The sequence below is a fragment of the Enterococcus sp. AZ009 genome (genome assembly GCF_050548785.1).
In the GTDB taxonomy this organism is placed as follows: domain Bacteria; phylum Bacillota; class Bacilli; order Lactobacillales; family Enterococcaceae; genus Enterococcus_D; species Enterococcus_D entomosocium.
This window is the reverse complement of record NZ_CP172960.1, coordinates 2,517,150-2,537,665: the sequence shown is the minus strand read 5'-3', so window position 1 is coordinate 2,537,665 and position 20,516 is coordinate 2,517,150. Positions and strand designations below refer to the sequence as shown.

Below are 20,516 nucleotides of genomic sequence, written 5' to 3'. Positions count from 1 at the left end.
TTAGAACAAATGATTTATTTTTTTCTCGAGAAGTCGTATGATGAAGGAGGAGGCAGGCAGTTTGCTTCTGACAATCAGTAAGAGGAGGGTGTTCAACATGGACGAACAGCCACTAGCGAATGAAACAGAAGAAGGGTTGATTGCTGCAGGATATCGGAAGTATCGTGGTGAAGCGATCGATATTTATTACAACAAAGAGATCTGCACCCACAGCGGTAATTGTGTGCGGGGCAATCCCGCCATTTTTGAAGTTGGACGGCGTCCCTGGGTGATTCCTGATAATGGGGAAGCAGCCCAAGCGGCACAAGTGATCCATACCTGTCCAAGCGGTGCATTAAAGTATGTGTTAAAGGAGGAACAATCATGGAAATCTTAGAAGAAAATGCTCGATTTGTGTTAAAAGACGGTGATAAAGAAATTGGTGAAATGACGTGGTCAAAAGCCGGTGAAACGCGTATGATCATTGATCATACCTTTGTCGATCCTGCTTATCGGGGACAAGGACTCGCCGAAAAATTAGTGGCAAAAGGGGTGGAAAAAGCCCGCAAAGAACAAAAGAAAATCATTCCTTTGTGTCCCTTTGCCAAAAAAGAATTTGAACGCAAACCAGAATATGCCGATGTTTGGAACCAATAAATCAACCAAAACAACCCCCACCAACTCAAGAGGCTCTCTTTGAGGTGGTGGGGGTTGTTGTATGACTGATCAATGTTGGAATTGAGCATGGTACAGGCGATAGTAATAGCCTTGTTCTGCCAGTAATTCTTCATGGGTTCCTTGCTCCACGATTTGACCGGCATCCATTACAAGGATCTTGTCTGCTGCTCGAATCGTTGATAACCGATGGGCGATCACAAAGCTGGTTTTGCCTTCCATCATTTTCAAAAAGGCATCTTGAATTTTTTTCTCAGTCAGAGTATCAACCGAACTGGTTGCTTCATCCAAAATCAGCATTGGTGGGTTACTGATCATCGTGCGGGCAATCGTCAATAGCTGTCGTTGTCCGTCAGAGATCTTGATGCCTTGATGACCGATCGGTGTATCTAGTGTTTCTGGTAAGCGCATCACATATTCATACATATAGGCATGCTTTAGGGCATCATAGATTTCTTCATCTGTGGCAGTGTCATTTCCGTATTGCAAGTTTTCTCGTAAAGAGGCATCAAAGAGCCATGTATCTTGCAAGACCATTCCGAAGCTTTGCCGTAATTCTTCTCGTTTCAACTGACGAATATCGGTGCCATCGATCTTGATCACGCCTTTATCGACATCATAGAAACGCATCAACAAATTGACCAACGTCGATTTACCGGCACCGGTTTTTCCGACGATTGCGACGGTTTCTCCAGGTTTTGCAGTAAAAGTGAAATCTTCGATCAATTTTTGACCAGGATCATAAGCAAAAGACACCTGCTCAAAGGCAATCTCGCCTTTGATCTCTCCCAGTGATTGAGATTCTTGATCATCGGCTGTTTCTGGCTCTTGATCCAACAGCTCAAAGGTTCTTGAAAGTCCAGCCAATGCCGTTTGGATCTGGGTCGTAATTCCTGACAATTCAATGAATGGTTTCGAAAACTGACTGGAGTAGATCGTAAAGCTGGAAATCATCCCAACCGTGACAGCACCTGAACCAGAAAAGTAAAGCAGACCGCCGACAAAGCCGACTGACAGATACGCCAAATGATCGACGAATCGTGAAAGGGGATTGGTCAAAGAAGAAGAAAACTGTGCCTTTTGCCCCCGGACATTCAATTCTTGGTTGATCGTTTCAAAACGGTTTTGGTTGATGGTTTCTCGATCAAAGGCTTTGACGATTTTTTGATTGCCGATCATTTCCGTAACAAAGCCAGAAATTTCGCCGACGATTTCTTGTTGCCGAGCAAAATGCGATTGTGACGTTCGTGCCACGATCCAGTTGACCAAAAAGATGATCGGGGTCGAAACCAATACGACCAACGTTAAGGGCACACTCATTTGCAGCATGACGACTAAGGCGATCAAGACGACCGAAATACCAGAAAACAGCTGGTTGAAGACTGCAGCGACGGCAATGGAAATATTATCCATGTCATTGGTAAAACGACTGACGATGTTGCCGTGGGAGTTTTGGTCATAATAGCGCAAAGGCAATGTATTGAGATGCGCAAAACCTTTTTTGCGCAAATCGGCGACAGATAAATACGCCACGCGGTTACCCAGTCGCTGGATCAACCATTGACTGACCACAGTCACTAAAACCACTCCGGCAAACAGAAGCAAAATACGATAGAGAGTGCTAAATTGCACTTGATCAGCACCTATCAGCTGATCGACGGCTTGACCAATCTGATACGTCATATAAACCGAGGAGACGCCAGCAGCGATCCCGAGGACAACTGCTGCCCAAGTTTCCTTCGCATAGGCAGTCAAATAAGGGAGGTAGCGACGAAAGGCCGACCAATCGAATGATTTCTTTTTCATGCTTCTTCCTCCTCTGCCTGTGATGCCACGATTTCTTGGTATTCTTTTGAAGATGCCAACAGCTCTTCATGGGTCCCTTTGCCTACCAAATTCCCTTGGTCTAAGACTAAGATCTGCTGCGCATCTTGAATGGAGCGAACCCGTTGAGAGATAATGATGACCGTGCCACGAATGCTTTCTTTTAAAGCCATCCGCAAATCAAGATCGGTTTGATAGTCAAGGGCGCTTAGGGAATCATCCAAAATCAAGATATCTGGTTTAGCAATCAACGCTCTGGCGATCGTTAACCGTTGTTTTTGTCCCCCAGAAAAGTTCTTGCCACCTTCAAAAATCGGGGTATCCAGTTGCTGCGGCAAGGCTTCAACGAAGTCACGGCTTTGAGCGATCTCTAAAGCGCGCCAGCATTCTTCATCGGTGGCCTCTTTTTTGCCCCATTGCAAGTTTTCCCGAATCGTCCCCGTAAACAGCACGGCGGTTTGAGGCACCATAGCGATTTTTTGGCGTAATTGCTGTAAAGGCCATTTCCGTACATCGTGACCGTCAACGATCACTTTGCCATCTGCTACATCGTAGAAGCGGGGAATCAATTGGGTCAAGGCAGATTTCCCACTACCGGTTGGTCCAGTGATACCTAAAATAGACCCTGGCGCGACTTGGAAATCAATGTTTTTCAAAGCTAATCCGTATTCTTTTGAAAAGCGGAAATCAACATGTTCAAAGCGAATCGCTCCGACGTTGTTTTTCGGCTGATCCATAAAGACTTCTGAAAGTTCATCGCCGATCGACGGCTCAGTGGTTAAAACTTCGTTGATCCGTGAACCTGATGCTGCCGCACGGGTAAAGATGATCACTAAGTTGGAAACCACGATCAATGCTAAGAGCATTTGATTCATGTAATTGACCAGTGCCAGCACTTGTCCTTGCTGCAAATTGCCTATATTGACTTTGAATCCACCGATATAAAACAACGCGATAATGCCGACATTCATGATCAAGGTGGTGGCAGGCGTCAATAAAGCAGACAGGTTTGTCACCCGTAAATAGACATCACTTAAATCATCAGTTGCCTTATCAAAGCGTTTCGTTTCCGTTTTTGTGCGGGCAAAGGCACGAATCACCCGAATCCCGCTTAAATTTTGACTAACTAGCTCATTCAACTCATCTAAATGGACTTGAACTTTCTTATACAATGGCACGGTTTTGGCGATGATCCAGAATAAGACGATACAAAAGAGCGGTAAAACGAGTAGGAAAATCAAGCCAGCTTGCCAATCAATGACAAAGGCCATAATCACAGAACCGATGCTTAAGAAGGGCGCCCGGACAACCAGCCGAATCAGCATCGCCAAAGCAATCTGCATCTGATTGATGTCGTTGGTCATTCGAGTAATCAACGTATCAGTACCGAATAAGTTCAGTTCGCTATGGGAAAGGGTGTTGATTTTTTTCATCAAGCGATTGCGTAATTCTGTCCCGAATCCTTGAGAAGCGACGGAAGCATAATACTGACAGATGACTGCACAGATCATCCCCACCACGGACATCACAATCATCCAGATCGTCATTTCAACGACCTTCGACCAATTGTTTTGCCGTAGCCCCTCATCGACTAAAGCGGCCATCTGCAAAGGCAGGACCAATTCAAACACCGCTTCTAAAAATTTGAAAAACGGACCAAGAATAATCTGTTTGCGATAATCCTTGGCGTAGCGTAACAAGCTTATCATAAAAAACCTCCTAAATTATTTCGGATGAGCAGGATATTCACTGGCTAAACAGGCAAAAACCAAACTATCGGTCCATTCCCCCTTGTTCCACCAGTCTTGGATAAAATGTGCTTCTTGGCGCAATCCAATCCGTTGGCAAAGCTTGGCTGAGGCCTGATTGCGGGCATCTAGCGTCGCTTGGACCCGATGGATCTTCTGACTGGCAAACAACCAGTCCAACAACTCTTTCAAGGCTTCTTGAGCAAACCCTTGTCCGCCAAATGACGGATGGAAGGCATAGCCGATTTCAACGGAAGACGGCTGACCAGTAGACCACACCGACAAATCGCCGATGACCGTTTGATCGTGTAGTACCGCCAAAGAAAGACCTGCTTGGTCCGTCAAGGTGTGCTGTTGACATTTTTTGGCAAAAGACGCCGCTGCCGTTTCTGTCTGCCAAGGCTCATGAAGTAAGAAACGGCAAACTTCCGCTTGCTGATAAATAGCAAAGGTATCGGCAAAATCACTTTCTTGAAACGGACGGATCGTTAACCGTTCACTTTCCATACATACCATAGACAGCCTCCATTTCTTTAGGGACATCTTACCATAGAACGAAATAGCCGAAAACATTATCAGAAAAATACAACAACTTTCTTGTAAAAGAGTGTAAATTTCATGAAAATTCTTTCTTTTACAATCAGAACTTGCCAGTTGCTGCCTACTTACCACGCCTGCCAGCGGGCAAGAAAGGTTTTTTGCCAATCGCCCAAGGGCAAAATCACTCGCTGCATTTGAAAACGGTAGGTTTCCCCTTTATAAGTAAAGCGAATCGGGACGAGCATCCCTACAACAGGATCTTTGTGCTGTTTTTTTAGCTCAGCAAGCGGCAAGATTTTGTGCTGCAGGACTTTTGTCGAGAAAAGATTCAATGCCAAAATCGTCAATTGCTGATCATCTAAGACGAGCAGGGTACGGCTGGTGATGGCATTGAAGGACTGCCATTTTGCATAGCCGATCACAGCTCCTTCCGTCAAATAGGGGGCTGCCAACGCTTGGAAGGTTTTTTTATTTAAAAGAAACATGGGTAGAAAACTCCTTATAAGTAAGAATCGTTTTAGGCAGAGTGTCAACCATCATCGAACAGCGTGAAGACGCTTAGTCAGTTGTAAATGGCTGCAGCATCCGCCGAACTTTTTCAGTATACGCCTGTTTGAGGGCTAACGGTTCGATTTCTTTGATGGTTGGCCCAAATTGCAAGAGAAAGTCAGCTAGAAAATCAAGCTCATTTTCGCTGATATAGCCATCCAAACAAAGCTCACTAGAGCGTTCGGTCACTCTCATGTCAGGATATCGTTCTTGCATAACTCGTTCTTTCACTTGCGGTATCAAGCGGATCTGATAGGCCAATGTTTGAGTTATTACTCGCTGTTGCGTCTGTTTTCTGGCTAACTGATCTAAGGGATAGCCCTTTGTTGTCGTTACAACAAGTCCCTGCATTGTATCACAGCGATAGCGGCGAAAGGCCTGCTTTTGACAATCAAAGGCCAAACAATACCAGTAACCAGCACGAAAATCCAGCTGAAAGGGTTGTACGGTCTTGTTCGTTTTTTGATAACGCTGATAGGTAAATTGGATGACCTGTTCTTGTACGATCGCTGAAAAAAGCGCTGAGAGGATCGGTGCACTCGTCAATTGAGGCACCCCTTGAAATGAAACCGCCGTCTCCATTTTTTCTAACCAGTCGGTATCTCCTTGATAAAAAGACTGCAAAAGTTTTCGCCGCAGCCCTTGATAGCTCCGATCAAAAGGAGAATCGGATAATTTTTGTAAGAGCTGTAAAGCAAAGAAAAGGGTATAACGTTCATTTTTGTCAAAGTACAAGGGGGTCAGTTGATTTTTTAAGATCTGATAGCCGCCATAACGACCGGTTTCTACCACGAGAGGCAATCCCAGCTCTTCCAACGATTGGACATCGCGGACGGCTGTGCGTTTTGAAATCGCAAAGGTTTTCATCAAATCAGCTAGATGAAAAGTGGTTTTTCCTTGTAAATACAATAGCTCCTGAGTTAAACGTTCTGATTTTTTCATTTCTTTCTCCAATGGTGCCAAGTTTTGGCAATATTCACAGTTACACTTATGGTAACAAGAAAAGGAGGAACCAACAAATGATCGAACCAAAAATCGCTTTATTTTTAACCTTAGACGGCAAAGCCCAAGAAGCCATCCACTTTTATCAGGAAACATTAGACGCGACCCTCTTATTCGCCATCACCAACCAAGAATATCAAGAAAAACTTGATCCAACACTGGAGATTCTTGCAGGTCAAGAACAGTATCTTTCTCATTCCATCCTACAAATCGGAGATTTCCAGTTGCAGCTGGCTGACAATCCATTGATCGAAGGGGAGCCCATTCAAGCAGGGAATCACTTATCCTTGAGTTTGACGATAGACGACACCAAAACAGCTCAAAAGCTTTATCAACGACTAGTGGAAAAGGGCAGTCAGGTGATCCAGGCACCTAGTGAAAATCCGTTTGCGTTTTTTTATGCAAGTGTTCGCGATCCATTTGGTGTAATTATTCAGCTTACTGTCGAAAAAGAAGTTGATCCATCAAAAAAGGGTGAATGAAAAAAATCGTTTTTTAATAAAATATCCATAGAAGTTGACTAATTATCCAGCTTTCTTTCATCATCAGAATTATTTTTAAGGAATGTTTAAAGGACTTCACAGAAAAAGAATAAAACTTCTTAAAAAAATAGGCGGATCGCAAAAATTCTGGTACAATCGGGGAGAGCAATTCAGGAGAAATGAAGGAGGCACTATGGATAGAAAGACGAGATATAAACAGCAAAGAGCCCACAAAGCGCGCAACAAACGCGTGATTATTGGAGGAATCTTTCTTTTCGCCATTGCAGGCATCGTTTTATTTGCCGGCTATACGTATTATGCAGCAAAAAATTCAGTGGATAAAATGTTTAAAGAATCCGCTGTAATCAGTTCCAATAAAAGTAAAGAAGACAACTCATTGAAAGCTTCTGATGTTAATTCAAAGTTTGGGATCTTGCTGATGGGTGTCGATAATGACGCGGAACGTGAAAAGACAGAACATTTGGACAGTGCCCGTACCGACAGTTTGATTTACATGGTATATGATGGCGAAAACAAGAAAATCGATATGGTTAGTCTCCCTAGAGATATTTGGACCAATATTTATGATGGAACAGGAACTGGGACAATTGCTACTACAGCCAAGATCAATAGTGCATTCACGATTGGTGAGGAAGACGCAACGATTGAAACAGTCCAAAACTACCTGCAATTGCCAATTGACTATTACGTAAACATCAATTTTACAAGTTTTGAAAAAATAATCGATGCGATTGGCGGAATCACTGTTGATGTGCCTTACGACATCAACAAGAAATATACTTCAGACAACACGGGAGAAACGTTGATTCCAGAAGGACGTCAATTGTTGAACGGTGAACAAGCCTTGATTTTTGCCCGTATCCGGAAAATGGATACTGATGTGGATCGAGGAAACCGTCAGCAAGAAGTTATTGAAGCAGCGATCCACCAAGCTTTGAAAATCAATAATGTCACCAAGTACCAAGAAATTTTAGATTCTGTCAGCGAAGATGTGAATACAAACTTTAAGTTTGAAGACTTAGTATCTTTAGCGGGCAATATGTTGTCTGGGTTCGATATTCAAAAACATACCTTTGAATGGTACGATGGGGAATCTTATGATGGACAATCGATCGTATATATTCAAGACTATTCTTACAATGAAATCCGTAATGATATGCTGAAAGCCTTAGGTCAAGCACCAGCAGATTCGCAAGCAGATGCCAATACAGAAACACAAACCGGTGTTGGAAACGAGACAGGTGCAGGAACTGGTGACGGATACGGCTCGGATGTCGTTGATGACGGAACCGGCTACTAATCAAGAGAAAAAAGTCAGGAACATTCCTGACTTTTTTTATACCCTCAGACCTTTAAAAATCGATTGAAAACAAGTTCAGTCTCTCAAGCCGCTTTCGTTTGCATCTCAGAAGTGCAGTGCTATTCTTAAGAAAAGAGACAACTTGTTGCAGCAAGTCATACACTGGGGGAGGAACCATGATGGAAAAACAGCAAGAACAAAAAGCCCGTAGAATCGTTTTGCTGACCCACGTCTTAGGGTTGATCATGAAAGCCAACGGCTACTTCTTTAGCGGCAGTGCTGTCTTGATGAACGAAAGTATCCATAGTCTGATCGATTGCATCAATCAAGGACTTCTAGCCATCGGTGAAAACCGAGCACAGCGAGGACGCAGTGAACTGCATCAGTTTGGTGAAGGACGAGCGACCTATTTTTTTAGTACCGTAGTTGCCATGACAGTTTTTTTAGGCGGTGGGATTTTAGCGGTTGTTGAAGCCAGCCGCGATTTGCTGGACCCAACCCACGAAGTGGAACAGCTCCAGCTGGTGGCAGCGATCTTATTTGTCAGTTTGTTCATTGAAGTGACGGCTGTACAAGAGGGATGGCAAGAAGTCAAAGAACAAAACAAGCAAAACCAGCCCCTCGTCCGTTTCTTAAAAGAAAGCCGCGATTCCGATCTGCTTTTAGGCTTCACGGAAAATTTGTTTGCCTTAGGTAGTGTGACGATCGCCATCGCAGGAATCTCATTGACTGCTTTGACAGGCAATCCGGTATTTGATTCCCTCGGGGGCATTTTAGGTGGATTGTTGTTGATAGCTGCTGCTGTCTTTTTAGCCAAAGAATTTTATAGCCTTTTGATTGGCGAAGGGGCATCCGCATCAGATTTAATGGCGATCAAACAAATTTTAGCCAACCCTGCCATCATTCAAATCAAAGATTTACGAACCCTCCATCTAAGCCCAGAGGAACTTTTGATCGTCGCCGACCTTAGCTTGAAACTAGCGCCGGATGAAGAACCAAGCACGTTTATTGATACCATTGAGCAGCAAATAAAACAGGCTTTGCCTGAACTGAGGGTCTATTGCTATATCGAGAGTGAGGAAGTTCCCTCATAAAGTAGAATAAATACGAAGCATTCTTCGGTTGGTGATTCACAATTCAACACAGGAATGCTTGTTTTGGGTAGTGGTGAGCTCGTGTTGAATGAACACAAAGGATCAATGGCTTGTTTTAACTTTAGGCTTTTTTGACGATCAGGAATTAGATTGTAAGCGGAAAGATGCAGCGATTTATCTATTTTTTTAGCAGTAAACAGTTTTTTTGTTCAAAAGTTTGTGTTTTTTTGTTAAAATAAAGTAAGGACAATGAGCGTTCTCTTTTTAAAGTTATTTTTTTGCTAGAGTTGTAACATTGTAAATCACAACATAGCGAAAGCTCAGGTTATTAAGAAAACGCCGAAACGAGTGCCTGTTTGCCATTACTGGCACGCTGTCAAATCGACACCAAAAGCTGAGGTGCTAATTTTGTCACGACTGTTTTTTTACTTTACTTGTGAAGCAAAATCCTTTGCGAACATCTTCATCCATGATAGGTTAGAAATAGGCCGAATGGTTTTTTCACAAAGTACGTACATAGAAAGATCACTTGCGACTACCAAAAAAAGTTACTTCACTGCTCGCAAAATGATCGATGCTCATCACACATACCTTTTCCCTCAGCCAGTCAATCTGCGCTTGCTTTTCTTATTGGTTATATTCCCTTCAATCAGCAATTGCCTGAACCGATTAAAAATCAAAAAATGACTGTGCAAGGTATCTGTACCGATTTATCCCTTCAGAAACGTGGAAACCCTCGGCAAGAAGTTTACAATTAAAAGGAGGAATTTGATGGAAAAATTTTACCAGCAAAAGACTGAAGAGACCTTGAAACATTTTGAAAGTGACCGCAAGCAAGGCCTAAGCGGGAAAGAAGCCGACAAACGCTTAGAAAAATACGGAGAAAACACGATCCAGCAACAAGAATCCCTTTCTGTATGGGAATTGCTGTGGCATAACTTGAACAACTTGATTGTTTATCTCTTGCTAGCAGCTGCGTTACTCTCTTTTGCGATGGGGGAAACGGTTGAAGGAATTGCAGTATTGATTGCCGTGGTGATTGCTGTAATGACCGGTTTCATTACAGAATTACGAGCACAAAAATCAATTGATTCACTTCAAAGCATGATTTACACTACCGCAAAAGTGATTCGTGATGGAGAAGTAATGGAGATCGAGTCGGCAAAGATCGTTCCAGGCGATATTCTCGTTTTGGAAGAAGGGGATGCTATTGCGGCAGATGCCCGCTTACTTGAAACGAGCAACTTTGCCTGCATCGAATCAGCGCTGACCGGTGAGTCAGAAGCTGTTGAAAAAGATGCACGAGAAACTTATGAAGAAGATGTTCCATTAGGCGATCGCCGCAATGTCGTTTTCGCAGGAACTGCGGCAACTCGGGGAAATGCCTATGCAGTAGTGACAGAAACCGGCATGAAGACCGAGGTTGGAAAAATCAGTGACATGCTGACGGGTGACAAAAAACGTCAAACGCCGTTAGATATCGAATTGGACAAGCTAGGAAAAGCAATCATTATTGCAGCGCTCTTTGCTGCGGTGGCAGTTTTGGTCGCAGGTATTTTGACGAATCAGCCATTTGTCGAAATGATCCATATCTCGATTATTTTAGCGGTCGCAGCGATACCTGAAGCAATGCCAGCCGTTTCGACAATCACATTGTCTCGAGGCATGCGGACGATGGCCGAGCACAAAGCACTCGTCAAAACGTTATCAGCCGTAGAGACTCTTGGCGCCACCAGTATCATTGCCAGTGACAAAACGGGGACGCTGACAGAAAACCAAATGACGGTTGCTGAGATCATTTTAGGTTCAGGAGAAATGTTCAAAGTGACAGGAAATGGGTATGAACCCAACGGAAAATTCTATAAGGCAGACTCGGATGATAATTCCGAGATCGATGCAGCCAATCATGATGCGCTGCAAGGGATGGTTGCAAATGGCGCTTTATGTACCACCGCCACTTTACGTGAAAACGAAGGGCAATACGAGATCCTCGGTGATCCAACGGATGGAGCGTTTGTCGTTTTAGGTCAAAAGATCGGCATCGATCGGCAAAAAGAGCAGGACAGCGGGCTGAAGAAAATCGCAGAAATGCCCTTTGATTCCGACAACAAATACATGGTGACCGTGTATGAAGGAGAGCAACGGACATTGATCATCAAAGGGGCACCAGATGTCTTAATTGATTTAGCTGATGCTGATGCCACAGAAAAAGAACAACTTCATGAATACAATGACACGTTAGCCAGTCATGGGCAGCGGGTGATCGCTGTCGGGTGCATCAAGGATTATCAAGGTGGAACGGACGAAGCAGAGCTGAAAGCAGCACTGCAGGAAATCAAGATCCAAGGCTTTGCGGGCATCGTCGATCCGCCACGAACAGATGTCAAAGAAGCAGTGAAGGTCGCCCAAGAAGCGGGGATCCGAGTGAAGATGATCACGGGGGACCATCCGAAGACCGCATCAATGATCGCCAAAGAAATTGGCTTAAAAGATCATGAAAAAACCATGACAGGTCGCGAGATCGATGAATTGGCAGGGCAGGAAGGCTTTAACAAAAAAATCGAAGAAGTCGCTGTCTTTGCTCGAGTCTCTCCAAAAAATAAATTACAACTTGTGGAAGCCTTGCGTGAAGAAGGCGATATCGTTTCTATGACTGGCGATGGCGTTAACGATGCGCCGGCACTCAACGGCGCCGATATCGGGATCGCCATGGGGATTCGTGGGACAGAAGTAGCCAAAGAATCTTCCGATATGATTTTAACGGATGACCGTTTTGGAACAATCGTCGATGCCATCAAAGAAGGACGCATCATTTTTGACAACATCAAAAAATATGTTTCTTTCTTATTCTCATGTAATATGGTTGAGATCGTGACGATCTTTTTAAGTGTCATCTTCTTGATGCCAATGCCGATCCAACCGCTGCATATCCTTTTCTTGAATCTAGTCATCGATATTGCGCCAGCAATGGCGTTAGCCTTTGAACCAGCAGAAGACGATATCATGAAACGTCAGCCACGGTCGAAAGCTGATGGCCTCGTCAACAAACGCTTCTTAGGACGCATCATTTTAAGTGGTGTTGTGATTGGTTTGGTGGCGTTTGGCTTCTTCAATTTCTTGATGTTGACGGATCACGAGTTGCTTTATGCACAAACAGCGACCTTTACCTTTATGGCAGTAGCACAATTGATGCATATTTTCAACGTTCGTAAGAGCAGCGGTTTTGGCTTAGACAAAACTCTCTTGAAAAATAAACCGTTGATGGGGGCATTGCTCCTTTCCGTAGGCTTGCAGCTTTCAGCGGTCTATGTACCGTTTATGAATGAGCTATTAGACACGATGCCAATTCAAGCCGGCACGTGGGGGATCATCTTCGTTGCTGCAGCGATCTCTACACTGATTGTGATGGGCTTGAAGAAACTCTTCCAATTAAAATAAAATAAATTCTCCAGTATTTTCTCAATACCGGAGTAACGAAGACCTGCAGCCTAATGGCGCAACTTCGCCAAAGGATTCTTGATTCGATCCTTGATGAAGTTCGCCTAGCTGCGGGTCTTTTTTGCTTACTCTTTACAAGCAAAAGAAAATGATTTATACTTGACTAGTCAACAGTTGACAAGTCAATGATGAAAGGAGCGGTTTATGCAATGAATTTACGTGAGCTAAGCGGATTGCTGTATCGGATGAAAATCGTGAATCAAGAATTAACGGCGATCTTTGAAAAAGAGACTGGCTTTAGTCTGACCCGTTATCAGTTGCTGCAGTTTTTGAATGAGCAAGGACGCTGTACCCAAAATCAAGTACAGAATGAATTGAAGATCGATAGTGCAGCGGTCACTCGGCATTTGAAGATTCTCGAAGAAAAACAATTTGTGACACGGGAACGAAACAAAGACAATAACCGCGAGATTTTTGTTTCTTTGACACCGAAAGCACAAGCCGATTTGGCTAGTTGTGCTTCAAAGCATGCCAGCTCTGAGGAGTCGTTAGGCATCAATTTGACCGAAGAAGAAGAAGCACAGCTTCTAACATTACTTATGAAATTAGTTCCATGAAAGAAGGCAAACCCATGACAGAATACAGCAATAACAATTTTTCAGAGATCACCTTTGGCCGAAAATCGGTTCGTGTCTATGATGAAACCTACAAAATCCCCCATGAAGAAATGTTGACCATGATCCAAGAGTCAACGACAGCACCTTCCTCAGTCAATATGCAGCCTTGGCGCTTTGTCGTTGTGGAAAGCGATGAGCAAAAAGCAAAATTGAAACCGTTGATTCGTTTCAACGTCCGACAAAATGATACATCTTCTGCAATGGTCTTGATTTTTGGCGATATGCTTTGTCATGAACTAGGAGAAGAAATTTATAACAAAGCAGTAGCAGAAGGCAAAATGCCAGCGGAAGTACGTGACCAACAATTAGCAGCGATCATTCCTCATTACGAAAATCTTACAAAAGAACAAATGAATGATGTGGTGAAGATCGACGCTAGTTTAGCAGCGATGCAATTTATGTTAGTTGCGCGGGCGCATGGCTATGAAACCAACCCAATCGGCGGCTTTGAAGCAGATCAATTAGCAGAAGCTTTTGGCTTAGACAAAGAACGTTATGTTCCTGTCATGATCCTTTCAGTCGGAAAAGCCAAAGAATTAGGCTATGAATCCGTTCGGTTAGACGCAGAACAAATTACGACATTTCTATAAGAGGAGGGAAAACGATGGAAATCATCAATGCAACGTTTTACATCAAAGAAGAAAAGCGGGCAGATTTTTTAGCCGCTGTTACCCCATTAATAGCATCGGCAAGAACTGAGGATGGCTGCCACGGCTATCATCTCTATGAATCATTGGAAGAAAACAATCGGTTTGTCATGGTCGAAAAATGGGCGAGTCAAGAAGCGATCACCGCCCACAATCAAAACCCGCTGCTGCAACAATTATTCCAGCAAATGCCTGACTTTGCAGCCAAACCGAGCGAGATCATTGTCGCTCAACAAGGAGAATAAAGATGACGATTTTATCGACGATTTTAATTGTACTGGTTGCCTTAGAGTTTTTCTATATTCTCTATTTAGAAACATTTGCCACTACGTCCAAAGCAACGGCGCGGGTCTTCAACGTGACGAAAGCAGAACTTGAACGACCGATCGTTGTGACCTTGTTCAAAAACCAAGGGGTTTACAATGGACTCATTGGTTTGGGGTTACTGTATAGTATTACCTTTGCTTCAGCACCATTGGAAATCAGTCGCTTGTTGCTGATCTACATTATCTTAGTAGCTGCATATGGCAGTGTGACTAGCGACAAGAAAATTATTTTGACCCAAGGCGGTCTAGCGATCCTTGCCTTGCTGTCCACCTTTTTTTAACCAATAAAAGAAGAAGCCCCCTAATCTAAGAAAGCCTTTCTATACAATAGAAGCTTTCTTAAATCGGGGGCTTTTAATGTTTGGGCAAAGAGTACTCAGAACGTGAAAAAAATGATAGGATAAGAGAAGGGACTAACGATTTTCTGGACGTAAACTGGTTGCCGCAAATAAGGCTTTTACTAGAATGGGTGTTAAGATCGCAGCTGTGATCACCTCAGAGATTCCATTTGTTATAGCAATTCCACCGAGGGTCACGAATAAAGCCGAAGCATCGACACCATAGGTATTGGCAACTAAGCCAGTATATAAGGTTCCCATTAGGGTTAAGACCAAAACTGTATTTGTGATGGTCCCAAAGATTGCTGCAACAATCGAAGCAGCGACGACTTTTTTGGTCTTTTTGTAAATGATCGTAAATAAGAGACCAGCCACTAAGCCAACCAACACACGGGGGACCACCGAGATGATTGGGTTGGTGAAAACGGCAATGTCCAAGGGCGTTGTCGGGGAGGTAAACGCACGGATCATGGTAAAAATGCCCCAGACTAAGCCAATGAACATCCCGTCTTTTGTCCCTAAAACGATGGCAGCGACGATTACCGTGATATGGATGATCGTCAAACTAGTGATACCGATCGGAATAAATCCAAGGAAAGGCACCATCGTCTGTAAAATAATAATAGCAGTTAAAATGGCACGAATGACAAGGCGATAGGTTTTGCTTTTTGTATTCATTGTAAAAACTCCTTTTTTTATAATGACACTTGTGTCATTTTTAAGTTAGGTTGATTATACAACAAAATGACACGAGTGTCATTAATAATGTGATGAAAGGAGCCAAAAAAATGGCGAAGAAGCAGCAGAGCGAATTGACTACAGCGGAAAAGAAAAAACAACAAAAGCGTGATTTGATTCTTGAAAGTGCCAAAGTCGTCTTTAGTAAGAAAGGTTTGATTGATGCGACAATGAAGGACATTATCGAAGAGTGCGGCATTAGTCGCGGCGGCATTTATTTGTACTTTCGTTCGGTGGATGAGATTTTTTTGGCAGTGTTAGAGCAGCGTTCCAAACGAAAATTTGATGATGTACGAGAGATGATCATGGAGCAAGTACCCTTTGAAACGATTTTAAACAAATATTTTTCCGACCATCGCAAGCGTCTACTCCACAGCATTTCTGACGGTATGCTGCGAGCCGTCTACGAGTATTACTATACGCATAAAACCGAAGCCTCCAGTTCACTGCAGCAAGCTCAACTCGCTGAGACGAAACGGACGATCCATGAGATTTTTCAAGTGGGCGTTCAGCAAGGTGTATTAAAAGATGAAAACTTGGCAGTGATTGCAGAAAACTATATGTTCGTGATTGAAGGATTAGGGATTTTGGCTCTGACCGGTCACATCACAGAACAGACCATTGATGACCAAATCGCCGTAATGAGACAACTACTCCCTTATCGTGAATAACACAGACAAAAAAACTCGCTCTTTTCTAGAAAACACTAGGAAGGAGCTTTTTTCGTCTGTTTATAACTTTGTGAATCAAGCATATTTTGCAGAAAATTAATGTAATAAAAGTGAAATCTACAACATTATTTATTTTTTCTTAAGAAAAAGGACTTTTTCTATGAAGTTTTCTTGAACAGTTGATACATAGGGATTCACTCGGCGTGTCGGTGGGATAGGAGTGGGGAACATGTAATAAAAAAACAGAGCTTATTTATGTAACTAAAATGTAAATCGCTTACGGATTGGGTTTGTTGCTGAACTATGGTAAAATGAAAATGGTCAAATAAATGAAAAAAAAGTTTTAAAACTGAATTTGGAGGATCAGATGAAGAAGAAAATCTTTGCAACAGTGTGTATGTGCGGCATTGTATTGTCATCATTCGGCGGACCTGTGACCGTTTTTGCTACGAATCACGATCAATTGATCGAACAAAAAAATAACGAAATTGATCAGTTGAGACAGCAACGTCAAAGCGTACAAGGGGAAATTGACGGATTGTCTGCAGAAATTGATTCGTTAAATCAAGAAGCAGCAATCATTTTAGCGCAGCAAAGTGATTTGTTGCAAGCGATCGAAGGATTGGATCAGGAAATCAGTCAGTTAGAAGAGCGCATTGCCAAACGCTCAGAAAACATTGAAAAGCAAGCCAGAGAAACACAAGTTAATGGAAAAGGCGACCATTTTCTAACAGCGGTACTAGAGGCGGACTCTGTCAGTGATCTAGTCGGTCGTTTGCATGCGATGACGACGATCATTCGAGCGAATAATGAAGTGATCGAACAGCAAAAAGCCGACCAACAAGCTGTTGAACAAAAGCGTGCGGAATCACAAGAAAAAGTGGCAGAATTGCAAGCAGCACAGAGCCATCTGGAAGCACAAAAAGGTGTTTTGGAAGCAAGCCAAGCAGAATTAAATGTCTTAGTTAGTAATTTAGCCTACGAAGAAGCAACGAAAGAAGAAGAAAAAGAACAGCTGCGTGCGGAAAAAGAAGCCTATGAAGCGGAGCAAGCAAGAATTCGTGAAGAAGCTGCCCGAGTAGCTGCTTTACAAGCCCAAGCGGAACAAGCGGCGCAACAGCAGGCAGAACAAGCTGCAGCGGAAGAAGCAGCCTTGAATGAAGCAGCTGTTCAAGTAGAGAGCACAGAACCTGACGCAGAAACAGAGAGCCCAGCGCCAGTGGAAGAGCCAGAAGCACCAGCAGAAACGCAACCAGAGGATACACAAGAATCTGAACCGGTTGAAACACCAGAGGTTCCAGAGGAAACACCAGTAGATACACCAGAAATTCAAGAGCCAGAAACACCAGTGACACCTGCAGCACCGGAGACACCAGCGGACAGCGCACCTGCAGTTCCTGCACCGACGCCCGTTACACCAACACCGGTGCCAACGCCTGCTCCGTCACCTGCACCGATCGTGACGCCGCCAGCACCTTCTGCACCAGCATCAACAAATGGTGCTGCAATCGTGGCAGAAGCTTATAAGCATATCGGAAAACCCTATGTGTGGGGTGCCAAAGGACCGGACAGCTTTGACTGTTCTGGGTTTACTCGCTATGTCTTTTTACAAGTAACAGGGAGAGATATTGGTGGATGGACGGTGCCACAAGAAACAGCCGGTACAGTGATTTCCGTTAGCCAAGCACAACCAGGAGATCTTTTATTCTGGGGTTCATCAGGTAGCACCTATCATGTAGCCATTGCTTTAGGTGGCGGACAATACATTCATGCACCACGCCCAGGACAAAATGTTTCTGTTGGCAGCACCGCTCATTTTACACCTAGCTTTGCAGTAAGAATGTAAGAAGTAGCTAGCTGTAGTTTTAAGGAGAGACAAATGGAAGAAAGAAAACAACTTCGTTATCGTGCGAAGAAACAAAAAAGAGGGCTTCTTTACCGTAAAAGTGCGGCGGCAACCGCTGCACTTGTTAGTACGGTGAATATTTTGCCGATGAATGTTTTAGCAGATACACTCGAGTCAGCAGAAGCCCAAAATGGTGTTCAAGTAGTTGAAACAGCAGAGTCAACCCAAGACACATCGACGCATGATTCAGTGAGCATTGTAGAAGATCAAGAAGTGAACGAAGGATCACCAGCAACTCAAGATAGTACCGATCCATCAGAAGCTGAAAGTGCGGATGGAGTAGACATCCAAGAGGTACCCGAAAATGCACCAGCAGATGATGCTTCTGAACAGAATAAAGCAGAAACCGATAGTGATATTCCTGTTCTGTCAGAAGAAGAGCGGATCGCCATTGAAACGAAGGTCATGCCCAACTACAACAATCCAATGGCACGTTCCAACAATCAGCAAGCATTTATTCAGCAAGTAGGACCAATGGCACAAGAAGTTGCCGGGGCAAATGACCTCTACGCTTCGGTCATGATTGCCCAAGCGATCTTAGAATCGGGTTGGGGGCAATCCACGCTGACCACTCTTGCAAATAATATGTTTGGTATCAAGGGATCTTACAATGGACAATTTGTAGAGATGCAAACCATGGAAGATGACGGGAATGGCAATCTCTATCCGATTATTGCTAGGTTTCGTAAATACCCCTCATTAAAAGAATCTTTTCAAGACAATGCACACGTTTTGAGAACTACCTCATTTTCGCCGGGTGTTTTCTTCTACCATGGGGCATGGAAGTCTAATACAAATTCTTATCGTGACGCGACTCAATGGCTGCAAGGACGTTATGCCACCGATACTTCTTATGCAAGTAAGCTAAACAACTTGATTGAAACGCACAATTTGACCCAGTACGATACATCAAGTGGTGGCGGTTCAAATGATAACAACAATAACAATTCTGAGCAGGCGATCAATAAGCAATTCAGAACAAATGCAGCACTCAATATCCGTTCGGATGCTTCCACAAGCGCCTCGATCGTTGGTTCATTGGCTGCCAATGCAACATTTGAAGCAGTAGCGCAAAAAACTGGTACCAGTGTGAACGGCAATACGACGTGGTATCGAATTCAAGGACGTGGCTGGGTAAGTGCTGCTCACGTGACGGAGATCTCATCGAATACGGGTGGGAATGATAACAACAATAATAATGGTAACAACAATAACAACAATAACAACAATGCCGAACAAAGCATCAACAAAGAGTTCCGCACAACTGCTGCCTTGAACATCCGTTCAGATGCATCGACTAGCGCTTCTGTTGTTGGCTCCTTGGCAAGTAATGCGACATTTCGAGCAGTCGCTCAAAAGACGGGAACGAGTGTCAACGGAAACAATGTGTGGTATCGAATTCAAGGACGCGGCTGGGTGAGTGCTACGTACGTGACAGAAGTGAACGCTGGAAGTAATAGCTCTGAGCAAAGCATCAACAAAGAGTTTCGTACAACCGCAACATTGAATATTCGCTCTGATGCGTCTACCAGTGCCAGAATAGTTGGTTCTTTGTTAAACAACTCCTCTTTTCGCGCGGTTGCGCAAAAGACCGGAACCAGTGTGAATGGCAACAACGTCTGGTATCGAATTGAAGGGCGTGGCTGGGTAAGTGCAGCGTATGTTCAAGAAACGAACACTTCCTCATCAAACAGCACCACCTATACCGTACGTTCGGGAGACACTCTATGGGGCATTTCGCAACGCTACAGTGTGACTGTGAATCAGTTGATGCAGTGGAATAATCTTTCTGGCTCATTGATTCTTGTAGGACAGCGTCTTGTAGTCCGTAGATAAAATGAAAAAACATCTGGAACCATTTTTGCGGCTATTTGCCAAAATGGTTCCAGATGTTTTGTTTATTCTTCTTTGAAGCTGTTCATGATCGCTGTTAGCTCGTCTTTTGAAGAGTCGTATAAGCTTTCTAACGTCCAACCATACAACTGAACATAATTATTGTCGGTTTCAAGTACATAATAAATATAGTGGATATTTAGCCCTTCAACTGTCGCTGGGAAATCAACGAAATAGGCCTTCGTGTCAGGAATTGGTAAAAAGGTGGCGGTCGTATCGAAGCTTGTTGCCAAATTTTCTTGAACCAATCCGAGATAAGTTTCTAAATCGGCAAAATCTTGTTTCGATTCAACGACTGCAGCTAAGTATTTCGTTTCTAACGCATCTGACAACATGAAATCATTGTCAGGATTCAATGAAGTGAAATCGGGTACCTCTTGCCAATTACTAGGCAAATCGATGGTATAGTTTGTTCCACTCACGCCTGTGATGGTTTGTTCCGAACTCGGTAAAGACGCTTCGCTGGAAGAGCCCGTCGATTCTTGCGCGACTTCTGTTGACGAAGTCATAGATAAGCTTGTAGCGCTTGCATTTTCCGTGCTTTCTGAAGCTGGTTTCTCCTCTTTTGGCGTACAGCCAGCAAAAAGAAGTGTGAACCCCAATAAACTAAAAACAACACTTTTTCTCATTATTCTCACGTTCCCCTTTGTTTTCTATTTTCAAATAAC

At 43.6% G+C, this 20,516-nt stretch carries 20 protein-coding genes; 13 read left to right on the top strand and 7 right to left on the bottom strand.

What is annotated here, in order from left to right; genetic code table 11:
- Window positions 1–97 precede the first annotated feature (97 nt).
- Together IGJ74_RS12110 and IGJ74_RS12105 are read left to right on the top strand one after the other, a co-directional pair.
- Window positions 98–376: a (4Fe-4S)-binding protein gene (locus tag IGJ74_RS12110; RefSeq protein WP_008378829.1), complete on the top strand. Its 279-nt coding sequence runs from the start codon at window positions 98–100 to the stop codon at window positions 374–376.
- The gene (locus tag IGJ74_RS12105) at window positions 364–636 is read left to right on the top strand and encodes a GNAT family N-acetyltransferase (protein WP_005234932.1); all 273 of its coding nucleotides are present in this window, start codon (window positions 364–366) and stop codon (window positions 634–636) included. The genes IGJ74_RS12110 and IGJ74_RS12105 overlap by 13 nt, the downstream gene beginning before the upstream one ends.
- Before the next feature lie 69 nt (window positions 637–705).
- Here IGJ74_RS12105 and IGJ74_RS12100 read toward each other — a convergent pair whose 3' ends face one another.
- From IGJ74_RS12100 to IGJ74_RS12080, 5 genes are all read right to left on the bottom strand, one after another.
- On the bottom strand, window positions 706–2,460 hold the full coding sequence (locus IGJ74_RS12100) for an ABC transporter ATP-binding protein (RefSeq protein ID WP_005234933.1): 1,755 nt from the start codon (window positions 2,458–2,460) through the stop codon (window positions 706–708).
- On the bottom strand, window positions 2,457–4,187 hold the full coding sequence (locus IGJ74_RS12095; RefSeq protein ID WP_086373144.1) for an ABC transporter ATP-binding protein: 1,731 nt from the start codon (window positions 4,185–4,187) through the stop codon (window positions 2,457–2,459). Before IGJ74_RS12095 ends, IGJ74_RS12100 begins: the two co-directional genes overlap by 4 nt.
- A gap of 15 nt (window positions 4,188–4,202) precedes the next feature.
- Complete coding sequence (locus IGJ74_RS12090) at window positions 4,203–4,742, bottom strand: GNAT family N-acetyltransferase (RefSeq protein WP_218193190.1); 540 nt, start codon at window positions 4,740–4,742, stop codon at window positions 4,203–4,205.
- A gap of 149 nt (window positions 4,743–4,891) precedes the next feature.
- Window positions 4,892–5,251, bottom strand: a complete 360-nt coding sequence (locus IGJ74_RS12085; RefSeq protein ID WP_218193189.1) for a hypothetical protein — start codon at window positions 5,249–5,251, stop codon at window positions 4,892–4,894.
- A gap of 73 nt (window positions 5,252–5,324) precedes the next feature.
- The gene (locus IGJ74_RS12080) at window positions 5,325–6,257 is read right to left on the bottom strand and encodes a WYL domain-containing protein (RefSeq protein ID WP_218193188.1); all 933 of its coding nucleotides are present in this window, start codon (window positions 6,255–6,257) and stop codon (window positions 5,325–5,327) included.
- 77 nt (window positions 6,258–6,334) lie between these two features.
- On the opposite strand from IGJ74_RS12080, the gene IGJ74_RS12075 reads away from it, so the two are divergent.
- The 8 genes from IGJ74_RS12075 to IGJ74_RS12040 all read left to right on the top strand — a co-directional run bounded on the left by IGJ74_RS12075 (window position 6,335) and on the right by IGJ74_RS12040 (window position 14,583).
- On the top strand, window positions 6,335–6,799 hold the full coding sequence (locus IGJ74_RS12075; protein ID WP_086373142.1) for a VOC family protein: 465 nt from the start codon (window positions 6,335–6,337) through the stop codon (window positions 6,797–6,799).
- Between the two features lie 193 nt (window positions 6,800–6,992).
- Window positions 6,993–8,120 carry an LCP family protein gene (locus IGJ74_RS12070; protein WP_008378814.1) on the top strand — a complete coding sequence of 376 codons (1,128 nt, stop codon included), beginning with the start codon at window positions 6,993–6,995 and terminating at the stop codon, window positions 8,118–8,120.
- Window positions 8,121–8,296: 176 nt separating this feature from the next.
- A complete protein-coding gene (locus IGJ74_RS12065; protein ID WP_218193187.1) occupies window positions 8,297–9,214 on the top strand; it encodes a cation diffusion facilitator family transporter in 918 nt (305 codons plus the stop codon).
- Window positions 9,215–9,985: 771 nt separating this feature from the next.
- A complete protein-coding gene (locus IGJ74_RS12060) occupies window positions 9,986–12,652 on the top strand; it encodes an HAD-IC family P-type ATPase (RefSeq protein WP_218193186.1) in 2,667 nt (888 codons plus the stop codon).
- A 209-nt stretch (window positions 12,653–12,861) separates the two neighbouring features.
- Complete coding sequence (locus tag IGJ74_RS12055; protein WP_008378808.1) at window positions 12,862–13,269, top strand: MarR family winged helix-turn-helix transcriptional regulator; 408 nt, start codon at window positions 12,862–12,864, stop codon at window positions 13,267–13,269.
- 14 nt (window positions 13,270–13,283) lie between these two features.
- On the top strand, window positions 13,284–13,919 hold the full coding sequence (locus IGJ74_RS12050) for a nitroreductase family protein (protein WP_008378805.1): 636 nt from the start codon (window positions 13,284–13,286) through the stop codon (window positions 13,917–13,919).
- A 14-nt stretch (window positions 13,920–13,933) separates the two neighbouring features.
- Entirely contained in the window at window positions 13,934–14,221 is a 288-nt protein-coding gene (locus IGJ74_RS12045; RefSeq protein ID WP_016613517.1) for a putative quinol monooxygenase, read from the top strand.
- Between the two features lie 2 nt (window positions 14,222–14,223).
- Window positions 14,224–14,583 carry a DUF1304 domain-containing protein gene (locus tag IGJ74_RS12040; protein WP_016613516.1) on the top strand — a complete coding sequence of 120 codons (360 nt, stop codon included), beginning with the start codon at window positions 14,224–14,226 and terminating at the stop codon, window positions 14,581–14,583.
- A gap of 132 nt (window positions 14,584–14,715) precedes the next feature.
- Here the strand turns inward: IGJ74_RS12040 and IGJ74_RS12035 are convergent, their stop codons facing one another.
- Window positions 14,716–15,318 (bottom strand): ECF transporter S component, encoded by a 603-nt coding sequence (locus IGJ74_RS12035; protein WP_005234954.1) that lies wholly within the window; start codon window positions 15,316–15,318, stop codon window positions 14,716–14,718.
- Between the two features lie 110 nt (window positions 15,319–15,428).
- Between IGJ74_RS12035 and IGJ74_RS12030 the strand changes: the two genes are divergently transcribed.
- The 3 genes from IGJ74_RS12030 (at window position 15,429) to IGJ74_RS12020 (ending at window position 19,791) form a co-directional block, all read left to right on the top strand.
- Window positions 15,429–16,049: a TetR/AcrR family transcriptional regulator gene (locus tag IGJ74_RS12030; protein ID WP_005225615.1), complete on the top strand. Its 621-nt coding sequence runs from the start codon at window positions 15,429–15,431 to the stop codon at window positions 16,047–16,049.
- Window positions 16,050–16,416: 367 nt separating this feature from the next.
- Window positions 16,417–17,895, top strand: a complete 1,479-nt coding sequence (locus IGJ74_RS12025; protein ID WP_194188371.1) for an NlpC/P60 family protein — start codon at window positions 16,417–16,419, stop codon at window positions 17,893–17,895.
- A gap of 33 nt (window positions 17,896–17,928) precedes the next feature.
- Window positions 17,929–19,791, top strand: coding sequence for a glucosaminidase domain-containing protein (locus IGJ74_RS12020; RefSeq protein WP_218193185.1), 1,863 nt, complete (start codon window positions 17,929–17,931; stop codon window positions 19,789–19,791).
- A gap of 62 nt (window positions 19,792–19,853) precedes the next feature.
- Here the strand turns inward: IGJ74_RS12020 and IGJ74_RS12015 are convergent, their stop codons facing one another.
- Complete coding sequence (locus IGJ74_RS12015) at window positions 19,854–20,477, bottom strand: hypothetical protein (RefSeq protein ID WP_016621505.1); 624 nt, start codon at window positions 20,475–20,477, stop codon at window positions 19,854–19,856.
- Between the last annotated feature and the right edge of the window lie 39 nt (window positions 20,478–20,516).